The sequence below is a fragment of the Hydrogenibacillus schlegelii genome, assembly GCF_001653195.1.
In the GTDB taxonomy this organism is placed as follows: Bacteria; Bacillota; Bacilli; order Thermicanales; family DSM-22653; genus Hydrogenibacillus; species Hydrogenibacillus schlegelii.
In genome coordinates, this window is the sequence record NZ_JXBB01000023.1 from 87,237 (window position 1) to 99,862 (window position 12,626).

Consider the following 12,626-nt stretch of genomic DNA (forward strand, 5'->3'; position numbering starts at 1 on the left):
GGCCTCATGTCCGGAAGGAGGTGAACGGGGTGCGCCGGTACGAAGTCCTCTTCATCCTGCGGCCCGACCTCGGAGAGGAGGCCGTCGCCGAACACCGGGAACGGCTCCAGGAGATCATCCGGGCCCAGGGCGGCGAGATCGAGAAGGTCGAGGATATGGGCAAGCGCCGCCTGGCGTACGAGATCAAGAAGTTCCGGGAAGGCATCTACACCGTGATCTACTTTCGCGGCACGCCGCAGACGGTCAAAGAGGTCGAGCGGGTCCTCGGCATCACCGAGGCGATCATCCGGCACCTCGTGGTCAAACACGACGACGACGCCGCCTGAACGGGCGAGCCGATCGCCGGGGTCGCCGCGGCCAGAGGGGGAGGAGCGGATGCTAAACCGCGCGGTGCTCGTCGGGCGCCTGACGCGCGACCCGGAGCTCCGGTACACGGCCAACGGCACGGCGGTGGCGACGTTTACCCTCGCCGTCGACCGGCGCTTTGGCCGCGGCCAGGGGGAGCGGGAGGCGGATTTTATCCCGATCGTCACCTGGCAGAAGCTGGCCGAAACGTGCGCCCACTACCTCCGCAAGGGGCGCCTCGTCGCCGTCGAAGGGCGCATCCAGACGCGGTCCTATGAGAACAACGAAGGCCGCCGCGTGTACGTGACGGAAGTCGTCGCCGACAACGTCCAGTTCCTCGACGGCGCCCGCGGGCAGGCCCCGGCCGACGGCGGCCAACCCCCGGCGGTCGATCCGTTTCAGGACGAGGCGACGCCGATCGATCTGTCGGACGACGAGCTCCCGTTTTGACCGGACGGCCGGGATTCACGCGGCCCGGTCGGCCGAAGGCGTCGGCCGGCCGGCGAGACGAAAGGAGGGACCCAAGTGGCCCGCCGGAAAAAGCGCCGCAAGCAGTGTTACTTTACGGTGAACAAGATCGAGTACATCGACTACAAGGACGTCGAACTTCTGAAGCGGTTCATCAACGAGCGGGGGAAAATCCTCCCCCGGCGGGTGACCGGCACGAAGGCCCGCTACCAGCGGATGCTCACCAAGGCGATCAAGCGGGCGCGGCAGGTGGCGCTTCTGCCGTACGTCATCGACTGAGGTCGACGGCGAAAAAAGGGAGAGCGATCTCCCTTTTTTTCGTCGCCGAGGAGGGGTGCGCATGAAGGTCATCTTTACCGCCGACGTCCCGGGACAGGGGAAAAAGGGCGAGGTGAAGACCGTCGCCGACGGCTACGCCCGCAACTACCTCTTTCCCCGGCGGCTGGCGATCCCGGCGACGGAAGAAAATTTGAAACGTCTCGAAGAAGCCCGGGCCCGGGAGGCGGAAGCCGAAGCCCGGCGAAAGGCGGAAGCCGAGGCGCTGAAGGCGGCGCTCGAGCGCCTCACCCTCCGCCTGCCGGTGAAGGCGGGCGCCGGCGGGAAGCTCTTCGGCGCCGTGACGGCGGAGCGGATCGCCGAAGCGCTCAGGGCCCAGGGGCTTTCGGTGGACAAACGGCGCCTCGAGATGAAAGAGCCCCTTCGCACCCTCGGCCGGCACACCGTCACCGCCCGGCTCCATCCGGACGTCACCGCCCGTTTCCTCGTCGAGCTCATCGAAGAGGCGTAAGCGATGGCCGACGGGATGGCCTTCGTCCGGACGCCGCCGCACCAGCTGGAGGCGGAGCAGGCGCTTTTGGGGGCGATCCTTTTGGACGGCGAGGCGATCGTCGCCGTCTCGGATCTCGTCCGGCCGGACGACTTCTACCGGCCGGCCCACGGGAAGATCTTCGCCGCCATGCTCGCCGTCGCCGAAAGCGGCGAGCCGATCGACGCCGTCACCGTCGCTCACGAGCTCAAGCAGCGGGGGGCCCTGGAAGAAATCGGCGGCGCCGCCTACCTCGCCGAGCTTCAGGCGATGGTGCCGACCGCCGCCCACGCCGCGTACTATGCCGGCATCGTCGCGGAAAAGGCCCTCCTCCGGCGGCTCATTCAGGCGGCGACCCGGATCGTCGAGCGGGCGTACGATGAGGCGGATGACGTCGAGACGATTCTCGCCGAGGCGGAAAAGGACATCCTCGCCTTAAGCGGCGAGCGGTCGCGGCAGGGTTTCGTGCGCCTGAGGGACATCCTCACCGAGACGTACGTCCGGCTCGACCGCCTCGCCCGGCGGGAGGGGACGCTGACGGGCCTCGCGAGCGGCTACGACGATTTGGACCGCCTCACCTCGGGGCTGCAGAAAAGCGACTTCATCGTCGTCGCGGCCCGGCCGTCGGTCGGGAAGACCGCCTTCGCCCTCAACATCGCCCAGAACGTCGCCGTCCGGGGCGGAGCCCCGGTGGCGATCTTCAGCCTCGAGATGTCGAGCGAGCAGCTCGCCCAGCGGATGCTCGCCGCCGAGGCGATGATCGACGGACACAAGCTTCGGACCGGTTCCTTTTCGCCGGACGATCCCGACTGGGAAAAGCTCATCGCCGCCATCGACGTCCTCTCCCGGGCGCCGATTTACATCGACGACACGCCGGGGCTGACGGTCTTCGCCATGAAAAGCCGCCTCCGGCGCCTCATGCGGGAGACGGGCCCCCTCGGCCTCATTGTCGTCGACTACCTGCAGCTCATCGCCGGCCGGGGACGCCCGGGAGAAAACCGCCAGCAGGAGATCTCCGAGATCTCCCGACAGCTCAAAGGGCTCGCCCGGGAGTTCGAGGTCCCCCTCCTGGCCCTGTCGCAGCTTTCCCGGGCCGTCGAGCAGCGGCAGGACAAGCGGCCGATGCTCTCCGACATCCGCGAAAGCGGCAGCATCGAGCAAGATGCCGACGTCGTCGCTTTTTTGTACCGGGACGACTACTATCACCCGGATACCGACGAGCCGAACGTCGTCGAGGTCATCGTCGCCAAGCACCGGAACGGGCCGACGGGGAAAGTGCGGCTTGCGTTTTTGAAGGAGTATAACAAATTTGTCAATCTTGCGCCGGCCTATCGGGATGAGAGCATGATGCAAATATAATCAAATAAGAATCATTTGCAGCCTGGGTCGGTTGCCCCTCCCGAGATCCCGTGGTATCGTGTACAAAGAATTAAAAACCCCGTTCGTCCGCCGGCCGGCCGCCCCCCACGAGGAGGAGCGCATGGACACCGAGACGATCCGACGGCGGCTTTCGGCCGCCTGGGGAGAGGGGAAGCGGGGGTGGCGGGCGGCGGTCGCCTTCCTCCGGCCGCGGCGCCGAGAAGGGGCGCTCGCCGCCCTCATCACCGCCGCCCTCGTCGCCGCCGGCTTCGGCGCGGACCGGTACGTCGAAGCCCGGACGGTGACGCTCTACCGCGTCCTCGTCGACGGCGAAGACGTGGGCGCCGCCTCATCGCCGGACGCCGTCGACGCGTGGATCCAAAGCCGCCTCCGGCAGGCGTCCGCCCGGGCGGACGGCGCCCGGGCCGTCGTCGCGAATGCCCTTCAGTTTCGCGCCGAACGGGTGTACCGCGGACGGGCCGACGACGCCGGCGTCCTTGCGGCGCTCGACGAGCGGCTCGCGGTGAAAGTCGAGGCGGTGCGGCTCGTCGTCGATGGGAAGACGATCGGCGTCGTCAAAAACCGCGCCGCCGCCGAGGCGATCGTCGGCCGGGTGGCGGCCAAAGTCGCCCGGGAACCCCTCGTCTACGACGGCAAGGCGAAGACGGTGAAAATCGCCCGGCTTTCGGCTCCGGCGCCGAAGCCGGAAGCGGAGACGGTCGTCGACGCCGCGCTCAAAAACGACGTCGAGATCGTCCCGGCCCTCGTCGATCCGGAGGCGGTGGACGACGAGGCGGTCGTCGAGGCGCGGCTCATGGGCGAAGACGGGGAAGCGAAGGTCGTCATCCGGCCGGGCGACACCTTAAGCGGCATCGCCGCCCGCTACAACATGAAGCTGGACGATCTTCTCGCCTTAAACCCCGGCCTCACGCCGGAGACGATCCTCCAGATCGGCCAGGAGATCCTCGTCCGGCGGGCGAAGCCGGAAATCGTCGTCCAAACCGAGACGACGAAGACCGTCCGGGTGCCGGTGCCGTACACGACCCGGACGATCGAAGACGCCTCGCTCTACAAAGGCGAGCGTCGGGTCCAGCAACCCGGAAAAGACGGCGTCAAGGAGATCACGTACCGCCTCACGCGGGAAAACGGCGACGTCGTCGAAGAGACGGTGGTGGACGAACGGGTGATCACGCCGCCGGTGGAAGCGGTCATCGTCGTCGGCACGAAGCCGCGGCCGTCGGCCCCTGCCGGGCAGTTCCTCTGGCCGACCCGGGGCGGCTACATCACGAGCGGCTACGGCTGGCGCGGGGGAAAGTTTCACCCGGCGGTCGACATCTCCGGCGTCGTCGACCGGACGATCGTCGCCGCCGCCGCCGGCACCGTCACCTTTGCCGGCTGGGACGGCGGCTACGGTCATCTCGTGAAGATCCGCCACGCGGGCGGATACGAGACGTGGTATGCCCACCTCGCCCGGATCGACGTCTCCGCCGGCCAGCCGGTCGACCAGGGGCAGCCGATCGGCGTCATGGGCGCCACCGGCCACGCCACCGGCGTGCATCTCCATTTCGAAATTCATCTCAACGGCCAGGCGCAGGACCCGACGAGATACGTCGGCCGTCGCTAGCGCCCGGTCGGGCGGCCGGATGGCGGCCCGCTTCGGCGGGCCGCCTTTTTTCTTCCGCCGCCTCCGCTCCCGCCGGGATTTCGCTATAATGAAAAAAACGGCCGCGAGAGGTGGCGCGGGATGGAGCCGAGGCCGGAGACGATTCTCATCATCGAAGATGAGGCGCCGATCGCCGACATCGTCGCCTATCACCTGGAGAAGGCGGGCTTCCGCGTTCGGGTGGCGGCGGACGGGGCGACGGGGCTCGCCCGGGCGGCGGAAGACGGCGTCGATCTCGTCATCCTCGACCTCATGCTCCCCGAGCTCGACGGCCTCGACGTCCTCCGGCGGCTCCGAAACGTCCGGAACGTCCCCGTCATCATCGTGTCGGCCCGGGACGCCGAAGCGGACAAGGTCGTCGGCCTCGAGCTCGGCGCCGACGACTACGTGACGAAGCCGTTTTCCGCCCGGGAGCTCATCGCCCGGGTGCGGGCCCAGCTTCGCCGGGCGAAGGCGCCGGCGCAGGAAGCGTCCCGGCTTCAGGTGTTCGACCTCGTCATCGATCTCAAAGCGGTCGCGGTGACGAAGAAGGGCCGGCCGGTGGCGCTCACGCCGCGTGAGTTCGACGTCCTCGTCGAGCTCGCCCGGCACCGGGGGCAGGTGCTTTCCCGGGAGCAGCTCCTCGGTCGGGTCTGGGGCTACGGCTTCGTCGGCGACGTCCGGACGGTCGACGTCACCGTCCGCCGCCTCCGGGAAAAGGTGGAGGACGACCCCGGGGCGCCGCGGATCGTCCTTACCCGCCGCGGCGTCGGCTACTTCATCCCGAAAGACGAAGGACCCGGCCCGTGATGCGCCTCTGGACGAAGCTCGCCGTAAGCCTCGGCCTCATCCTCGTGTTTGCCTTTGAGGCGGCCGGCGCCTTCGTCTTCCGGAGCGTCGAAGGCGCCCACCTCGAGCGGTTTTCCCGGGCGCTGGCGGCCCAGGGGGAGCTTCTCGCCTTTCACCTGGCGCCGTACGTCGCCCGGGCGTCGGGGGAGCGGGAAGATTTCGTCCTGGCGGACATCGACAACGTGCTCAAAAATCTTTCCTCCCTCGCCGGGGCGCGGGTGCAGGTCTTGGGCGCCGACGGCGTCATCCTCGTCGCCTCGCCGCCGGATTTCGGCGCCGTCGGGCTCCGGAACACGGCGCCGGAGGCGAAAAGCGCCCTCGCCGGCATGCCCGCTTCCCGCCGGGGGATTCAGGAAGGCCTCGGGCGGGCAGAGCTCCTCGCGGTGCCGATCGAGCACGACGGGGCGACGGTCGGCGCCGTCCTCCTCGTCGCTTCGATGGAGGAAATGTATGCGGACGTCGGCCGCATCATGCGCCTTTACGTCGCCTCCGCCGCGCTGGCGCTGGGGCTTGCGATCGGCGTCGCCGGGCTCATCACCCGGGCGATCGCGGCGCCGGTGGAGGCCTTGACCCGGCAGGCGGAGGCGATGATGGGCGGGGACTTCGGCGTCCGGGTGCCGGTGTACGGTGAGGACGAGATCGGCCGCCTCGCCCGGGCGTTCAACACCCTCGCCGACCGGCTCAAGGACGCCCTGGACGCATCCGATCGGGAGCGGCGGCGGCTCGCCTCGATCCTGACCCACATGAGCGAAGGCGTCCTCGCCGTCGACCGGGAGGGGCGGCTTACGGCGATCAATCCGAAGGCGATCCGGTTGCTCGGCCTGACCGGATCGGCGGAACGGTGGATCGGCCGGCCGGCGGAGGCGGCCTTCGGGCTGGCGCCGGAAGAGGCGGAAGGATCGCTCTTTTCCCGGCCGGGGACGTTCTTGTTCGACACGCCGGAGGGCCGCACCGTTCGGGTGACGACGTCGCCGGTGGCGGAGGCGGGGGGCACGGGGGCCATCGTCGTCCTCGTCGACGTGACCGAAGACAAGCGGCTGGAGGCGCGGCAGAAGGCGTTCGTCGCCGACGTGTCGCACGAGCTGAAAACGCCGCTTACGACGATCAAAAGCCATGTCGAGGCGCTCCTCGACGATCCGCCGCCGCCGGAGGTGCAGGCGAAGTTTCTCGCCACCGTCGCCCGGGAGACGGACCGGATGATCCGCCTCGTCGGCGACCTCCTCTTTCTCGCCCGGCTGGAAGGGGAGGCGGCGCCGCTTCGCCGGGTGCCGCTTTCGCTCGAGCGGCTCGTCCGGGGCGCGGCGGAGCGGTTCCGGCCGGCTTTCCGGCAGGCCGGCATCGCCCTCGCCTTAGAGGCGGCCGGGGCCGATCTGTGGGCGGACGGCGACTGGGACATGCTCGACCGGGTGCTGGACAACGTGCTGTCCAACGCCCTCAAGTTCACGCCGGCGGGGGGGCAGGTGACGGTGACGCTTGGTCCGGCGGACGGCGGGGCCGCCGAGATTCGCGTCGAAGACACCGGCATCGGCATCCCGGAGGAAGCCCGGGAGCGGGTGTTCGAGCGGTTTTACCGGGTGGACAAGGCCCGCTCCCGGGCCCACGGCGGAAGCGGCCTCGGACTTTCGATCGCCCGGGAGATCGTCGAGCGGCACGGCGGCACGATCCGGGCCGAAGGGCGGCCGGGCGGCGGGACGGCGATCGTCATCCGCCTGCCGGCCGTCGCAAAGGCCGGGAGGGCGCCGGAGGCCGGGAGGGAGGCGTCCGCATGGCCCGGGTGAAAAACGTCGCCCTGGCGCTTTTGGTGGCCATAAGCTTCTGGCTGTCGGTCGCCCTCTGGCTTCCGCCGGCGCCGACGGCCTCCGTCGGGGAGGCGCCGTACGCGGCGCCGATCCGCTTCGATCGGGAGGCGGCGCCGGATATGCTGCTCATGCCGACGCTCTCCGGCGCCGCCGGGGCCGACGGGCCCTTCCTTCTCCCGCCCGAGGCGCCGGCGGTCGCCGCGGCCTTCGACGCCCTGCGCCGCCTGCCGGCGGAACGGACCGCGCCGCCGGAGGACCTTCCGCCGGGGCGTCCCGGCGGGTGGGTGCCTCCGCCGGCCCCCCCGGCGCCCGCGGCGAAAAGGCCGGAAGGCGGGGCGCCGGGCGGTGGGGCGGCTCCCGACCGGCCGCCGGGCGAAAGCGCGGCCGGCGAGGGCGGGAAGAGGCCGGAAGGCCCGGGCGCCGCCGGCGGGTCTCGGCCGCGGCCGGGGCTTTACTTCGCCTGGTCGGCCGGGCTTTCGCCGGCGTTTTTTTCCCGGCTGTTTCCGGACTGGCCGCCGCCGACCTTGCCCGAGGTCGACGCGCTCTGGGTTGCCTTCGAAGCGGCGGGCGCCGTCGCCACGGCGATCGACGGGGCGTCCGGACGGGCGGAGGCGTGGCGTCTTCAGGCGGAGGAGGACCTCGTCCAGACGGCGCTCGCCGCCGGCGAGACGGTCCCCCTCGTCCCGTGGGCTCCGCCGCCGGCGGTCTTTATGCCGGCCATCCCGGCCGCCGGGGCGGAGCTTTCCGCGGCCGTCGTCCGGGCGGTCGGCCTTCCGCCGGAGGCGGCGGCCGAGGCGCTCCTCGGGGATCTCGGGGCGCTTCGGGAAGCCCGGGAGCGGGACGGGACGTGGCTTCTTTCGGACGGCGCCCGCAGCCTCCGCCTCGACCCGCGGCAGGGGACGCTGGATTATTTCGCGCCGGCCGCGGGCCGGCCGCGGCCGGCCCGAGAAGCGTTCGAGGCGGCGGTCGCCTTCGTCAACCGCCACGCCGGATGGGGCGACGGGGATCGGCTGCTTGGCATCGGCGCGACGGCCGACGGCACCGCGTTTCACTTCGGCGGCACCGCCTTCGGCTTTCCGATCACCGGCGCCGCCCGGGCGGTGCGGGACCTCGTCGTCGTCGTCGACGGCGGCGAGGTCGTCCGCTACCGGCGGGGCCTTTTTCGCTGGCTTCCGCCGGACGGCGACGGCCGGGCGCGGCTTCCGGGCGTTCAGGAGATCCTGACGGCGCTCGAGGCGGCGGGCCGCCGGCCGGAGGCGGTCCGCCGCTCCCAGCTCGTCTTCGTCGGAGAAAAGACGGCGTCGCCGGACGCCTATCGCCTCGTCCCGGCGCTTCTCCTCGAGGCCGACGGGGACGTCCTCGTCCTGCCTCATGAGGCGGAAAGGAGGCCGCCGGGATGAACTGGGAACGGGCCAAAACGTTTCTCCTCGTCGCCTTTCTCCTCCTCGACCTCTTTCTGTGGGCCGAGTGGCGGGCGTCGAGGCGGGAGGCGGCCGTGATCGAAATGAGCGGCGAGGCGGAGTTTCTCCGGAGCAAATTCGCCCAGCTCGGGCTCACGGTGCCGGAGGGGAAGGGGCCGTCCCCGGCGCTTCGCTATTTTTCCCTGGAAAAGGAGAGGCCGGCCCCGGCGGCGTCCGGCGACGGGCCGGCGGTGCGGCGCTTTGCCTATGATCCGGAGACCGGGGAGCTTGTCCTCCGGTGGGCGCCGCCGGTCAGAGCGCCGGCGCTCGCGGGGGCGGGGTGGCTCCGGGCGTATCTTCCCGGCGCCGGCGAACTCCGGCCGGCGGACGGCGGCGGGTGGATCGAATTCGTTGAAGGTTATCCGTTGTTTGAGGCGCGCCTCGATCCGGAGGAAGGGCCGGGCGGCGTCGTCGGCCTCCGGGGCCGCTTCTGGATCGTCGGCGAAGGGGGCGATCCGCGGCCGCTCATCCCGCCGGCGGTCGCCGTCTACGCGCTCGCCGATCGGGGGCTGATTCCGCCGGGGAGCCGGATCGAGGCCGTTTTGCCGGGGTACCGGCGGGTTCAGCCGACCGGCGGCGAATCGTTTCTCGTGCCGGTCTGGCGGGTGGTGACCGGGGCGGGCGCCCTCGATGTGAACGGATTTCTCGGCACGCCGATTCCCGACGGGCCGCCGCGGCTCGAGGACCGCGGGTCCGTCGAACGAACGGATGAGGGATGACGGTGCGCTACAGCATTCTGGCGAGCGGCTCGTCGGGGAACGCGTTTTACCTCGAGGGCGGCGGCATGCGCTTTCTCGTCGACGCCGGCGTGAGCGCCCGGCGGATTCAGGCGGCGCTCGGGGCGTTCGGCGTGACGCTTACGGCTCTGGACGGCATCTGGATCAGCCACGAGCACGACGATCACGTGCGGGGCCTCTGGACGCTCCTCAAGCGGGCGCCGGTGCCGCTCTTTATGAACCCAAAGACGTACGCGGCCCTTTCCCCCCGGCTCGAGGCGCTCCGGGCGGAGGGGGCGCCGTTCCGGCTGCACCTCTTTCCGAGCGGAACCCGGCACCGGTTTCGCGGTCTCGACGTGACGACGTTTTCCGTCTCCCACGACGCCGCCGACCCGATGATGTTTCATTTTGCGGAAGTCGGGGGGCCGTCCCTCGCGCTGGTGACCGATCTCGGCGTCGTGCCGGATCGGGTCAAGGCGGTCATCGAGGGGGCCGATGCGTACGTGTTCGAGGCGAATCACGACGCGGCGCTCCTCTGGGGCGGCCGCTATCCGTGGCCGATCAAGCGGCGGATCGCCAGTCCGGTGGGGCACCTCTCGAACGAGGAGGCGGCCCGTGCTCTGGCCGACGTCGTCGGCCCGGCGACGCAGCGGATCCATCTGGCGCACCTGAGCCGGGAAAACAACCGGCCGGATCTGGCCCTTCGGGCGGTGGGGGAGATGCTCGCCCGGCGGGGGCGCCACGCCCGTCCCGAGGCGATCCTCGACATCGCCCGACCGGATGTTCCGTCGCCGCTTTTTCCGCTCGAGCGGTCGGTCGCTTGCGCCGGCCGGTTGCCGGCGGGGGGAAACGGGCACACTGGATAAGGCCACCAACGCCAGCAAGGCAGGGATGACCGGTGGATCCTTATCGGGTGTTTGACGACCGGCGCCGCCCCCGCCGATCCGGGTTCTGGCCGGCCCTCTTCGGCGCCGCCCTCGGGGCGGCCGTCGCGGTGGCCGTCATGGCGGCGGCCCTCGAGCGCCTTCCGGCGCCGGGACCCGCCCCGATGGCGCCGCGGGAGGCCCCGGCGGCTCCGTCCCCAATGCGCGTCGAGGTGACGAGCGCCGTGAGCGACGTCGTCGAGCGGACGGAAAGCGGCGTCGTCGGCGTCGTCAATCTGGCCGAGCAGCCGGGTTTCTGGGAGCGGCGGACGGCGCCGCTCCTTCAGGGGACGGGGTCGGGCATCATCTTTGCCGATGACGGCCGCACGCTCTTCGTCGCAACGAACCATCACGTCATCGAGGGCGCCGGCGCGGTGGAGGTCGTCTTCCCGGACGGCTCCCGCGCTCCGGCGACGGTCCGGGGCGCCGACCGGCTGAGCGACCTCGCGGTGCTCCAGGTGTCTCGGCCGGCCGGGCCGTATGCCGTCCTGCCGTTCGGCGACTCCGACCGGCTCCGGGTCGGGGAGCCGGCGATCGCCATCGGCAATCCGCTCGGCCTCGAGTACTCCCGGACGGTGACCGTCGGCGTCATCAGCGCCACCAACCGGAGCATCCCGGTCGACCTCGCCGGCGACGGGCACGTCGACTGGGAGCTGGACGTCGTCCAGACGGACGCGGCGATCAATCCGGGTAACAGCGGCGGCGCGCTCCTCAACATCGCCGGCCAGGTGATCGGCATCTCGAGCGCCAAGATCAGCGACGTCGGCGTCGAGGGGATCGGCTTCGCCATCCCGTCCAACTTCGCCCGGCCCGTCCTGCAGGCGCTGGTCACGGCGGGGCGGGTGGTGCGCCCTTACCTTGGCATCGGCGTCAAGGACCTTCAGGAATTTTCTTCCGACGACTGGGCGACGACGCTCCGCCTGCCCCGGGGCGTGACAGAGGGGGTCGTTCTCGTCGACGTGGCGCCCGGATCGCCGGCGGCCGGCGCCGGCCTCAAAGAACTCGACGTCATCGTCGCGCTGGACGGGCAGCCGACGCCGACCGGCGCCGTCCTGCGCAAATGGCTGTACACGAAAAAACGCCCCGGCGATGCGGTGAAAATCGCCTTTTTCCGCGACGGCGTCCGCCGGGAGGCGACGGCCGTCCTCGGGACGATGCCGTAGGGCTTCATCCGGCGCGCCGGCCGGCGGCGGGCGGGGGAGAGGAAGCGGGGATGTACCGGTTTTCCATCGTGGCGGTCGGGCGGCTTCCGGCGCCCCTCCGGGCCGCCGCCGATCACTATCGGCGGCGGCTTTCGCAGCTGGCGGCGGTGCGGGAGATCGAAGTGCGGGAGGCGGCCGGTCCATCGCCGGAGACGGCGGCGGAGCGGGAGCGGGTTCGGACCGACGAAAGCGCCCGGGTGCTCCGGGCGACGCCGAAAGGCGCCTTCCGCGTCCTCGTCGATCCCCGCGGGACGTTGCTCGCTTCGGAAGCGCTGGCGGCGCATCTCGACCGCTGGGGCATGGCCGGCCGGTCGGACATCGCCTGGCTCATCGGCGGAAGCGAAGGATTTTCCCGGGAAATGCCCGAGGCCGTCGATTTCGTCTGGTCCCTTTCCCCGCTGACGTTTCCCCACTCGCTGGCCCGGGTGATCGTCTACGAGCAGCTGTACCGGGCGCTCAAAATCCTCCGGGGGGAACCGTACCACAAATAGCGAAACGCTTTGGCGCCGGTCAAAAAGGCGCGGGGGACCGGCGCTTCGGGGCGGTGCCGCGCGTCTGAAATCGGGGAGGGGAAGCCGTGGCCGAGGAAAAAGCGCTTTCGATCGGCGCCCTGGCGGCGCGAACCGGGGTCAGCCGCGACGCGATCCGGCTGTATGAGGCGGAGGGACTCCTCCGGCCGCTCGGCCGAACGTCGGCCGGCTACCGGCAGTTTGCGCCGGAGGCAGTGGATCGGGTGCGGCTCATCCGGACGCTTCAGGCCCTCGGGTTTACGCTCAAAGAGATCGGCCGCTTCATGGCGATCGTCGACCGCGATGCCGCCCGATGCGATCGGATCGGCGACTTCATCCGCGCGAAGCGGGAGGAGGTCGCCCGGAAGATCGCCGCCCTCCGGCAGCTGGAGGCGCTGCTTGCCGATCTCGACCGCCGCTGTCCGCACCTCGACGACCTCTTCGCCTGTCCCGTCGTCGACCACCTCCGGTGGACGGCGGCGGCGTTCGCCGGGGAGGGCGGCCGTTCCGACGGCGCGGCTGGTGCGCGTCCGGGGAATCCGGTATAAT

At 70.7% G+C, this 12,626-nt stretch carries 13 protein-coding genes and 2 pseudogenes; all 15 read left to right on the forward strand.

Annotation, left to right across the window (positions count from 1 at the left end):
- Positions 1–20: 20 nt before the first annotated feature.
- The 15 genes and pseudogenes from rpsF (at position 21) to SA87_RS07405 (ending at position 12,625) form a co-directional block, all read left to right on the forward strand.
- A complete protein-coding gene (gene rpsF / locus SA87_RS07340) occupies positions 21–326 on the forward strand; it encodes a 30S ribosomal protein S6 (RefSeq protein WP_342669834.1) in 306 nt (101 codons plus the stop codon).
- 49 nt (positions 327–375) lie between these two features.
- A complete protein-coding gene (ssb, locus tag SA87_RS07345; protein ID WP_066201402.1) occupies positions 376–795 on the forward strand; it encodes a single-stranded DNA-binding protein in 420 nt (139 codons plus the stop codon).
- A 75-nt stretch (positions 796–870) separates the two neighbouring features.
- Complete coding sequence (rpsR, locus tag SA87_RS07350) at positions 871–1,092, forward strand: 30S ribosomal protein S18 (protein ID WP_066201407.1); 222 nt, start codon at positions 871–873, stop codon at positions 1,090–1,092.
- Positions 1,093–1,153: 61 nt separating this feature from the next.
- Positions 1,154–1,600: a 50S ribosomal protein L9 gene (gene rplI / locus SA87_RS07355; RefSeq protein WP_066201679.1), complete on the forward strand. Its 447-nt coding sequence runs from the start codon at positions 1,154–1,156 to the stop codon at positions 1,598–1,600.
- Positions 1,601–1,603: 3 nt separating this feature from the next.
- A complete protein-coding gene (dnaB, locus tag SA87_RS07360; protein ID WP_066201409.1) occupies positions 1,604–2,977 on the forward strand; it encodes a replicative DNA helicase in 1,374 nt (457 codons plus the stop codon).
- Positions 2,978–3,098: 121 nt separating this feature from the next.
- Positions 3,099–4,601, forward strand: coding sequence for a M23 family metallopeptidase (locus tag SA87_RS07365; RefSeq protein WP_066441893.1), 1,503 nt, complete (start codon positions 3,099–3,101; stop codon positions 4,599–4,601).
- 120 nt (positions 4,602–4,721) lie between these two features.
- Positions 4,722–5,429 carry a response regulator gene (locus SA87_RS07370; RefSeq protein ID WP_066201418.1) on the forward strand — a complete coding sequence of 236 codons (708 nt, stop codon included), beginning with the start codon at positions 4,722–4,724 and terminating at the stop codon, positions 5,427–5,429.
- Positions 5,429–6,700, forward strand: a pseudogene (locus SA87_RS14545) (sensor histidine kinase); the annotation flags it as partial. The gene SA87_RS07370 and the pseudogene SA87_RS14545, both read left to right, overlap by 1 nt.
- 165 nt (positions 6,701–6,865) lie before the next feature.
- Positions 6,866–7,246: pseudogene (locus SA87_RS14405) on the forward strand (sensor histidine kinase); the annotation flags it as partial.
- Positions 7,234–8,667 (forward strand): hypothetical protein, encoded by a 1,434-nt coding sequence (locus tag SA87_RS07380; RefSeq protein WP_066201422.1) that lies wholly within the window; start codon positions 7,234–7,236, stop codon positions 8,665–8,667. The pseudogene SA87_RS14405 and the gene SA87_RS07380, both read left to right, overlap by 13 nt.
- Positions 8,664–9,446, forward strand: a complete 783-nt coding sequence (locus SA87_RS07385; protein WP_066201424.1) for a two-component system regulatory protein YycI — start codon at positions 8,664–8,666, stop codon at positions 9,444–9,446. Before SA87_RS07380 ends, SA87_RS07385 begins: the two co-directional genes overlap by 4 nt.
- Before the next feature lie 2 nt (positions 9,447–9,448).
- Positions 9,449–10,309, forward strand: coding sequence for an MBL fold metallo-hydrolase (locus SA87_RS07390; RefSeq protein WP_169793290.1), 861 nt, complete (start codon positions 9,449–9,451; stop codon positions 10,307–10,309).
- A 32-nt stretch (positions 10,310–10,341) separates the two neighbouring features.
- A complete protein-coding gene (locus tag SA87_RS07395) occupies positions 10,342–11,529 on the forward strand; it encodes a S1C family serine protease (protein WP_066201427.1) in 1,188 nt (395 codons plus the stop codon).
- 50 nt (positions 11,530–11,579) lie between these two features.
- On the forward strand, positions 11,580–12,059 hold the full coding sequence (locus SA87_RS07400) for a 23S rRNA (pseudouridine(1915)-N(3))-methyltransferase RlmH (protein ID WP_066201429.1): 480 nt from the start codon (positions 11,580–11,582) through the stop codon (positions 12,057–12,059).
- 86 nt (positions 12,060–12,145) lie between these two features.
- On the forward strand, positions 12,146–12,625 hold the full coding sequence (locus tag SA87_RS07405) for a MerR family transcriptional regulator (RefSeq protein WP_066201432.1): 480 nt from the start codon (positions 12,146–12,148) through the stop codon (positions 12,623–12,625).
- Position 12,626: the final 1 nt, after the last annotated feature.

Coding starts and splice junctions, on each gene's coding strand:
- ssb (WP_066201402.1), top strand. CDS start 376: ATGCTAAACCGCGCGGTGCTCGTCGGGCGCCTGACGCGCGACCCGGAG.
- rplI (WP_066201679.1), top strand. CDS start 1,154: ATGAAGGTCATCTTTACCGCCGACGTCCCGGGACAGGGGAAAAAGGGC.
- dnaB (WP_066201409.1), top strand. CDS start 1,604: ATGGCCGACGGGATGGCCTTCGTCCGGACGCCGCCGCACCAGCTGGAG.
- SA87_RS07365 (WP_066441893.1), top strand. CDS start 3,099: ATGGACACCGAGACGATCCGACGGCGGCTTTCGGCCGCCTGGGGAGAG.
- SA87_RS07370 (WP_066201418.1), top strand. CDS start 4,722: ATGGAGCCGAGGCCGGAGACGATTCTCATCATCGAAGATGAGGCGCCG.
- SA87_RS07380 (WP_066201422.1), top strand. CDS start 7,234: ATGGCCCGGGTGAAAAACGTCGCCCTGGCGCTTTTGGTGGCCATAAGC.
- SA87_RS07385 (WP_066201424.1), top strand. CDS start 8,664: ATGAACTGGGAACGGGCCAAAACGTTTCTCCTCGTCGCCTTTCTCCTC.
- SA87_RS07400 (WP_066201429.1), top strand. CDS start 11,580: ATGTACCGGTTTTCCATCGTGGCGGTCGGGCGGCTTCCGGCGCCCCTC.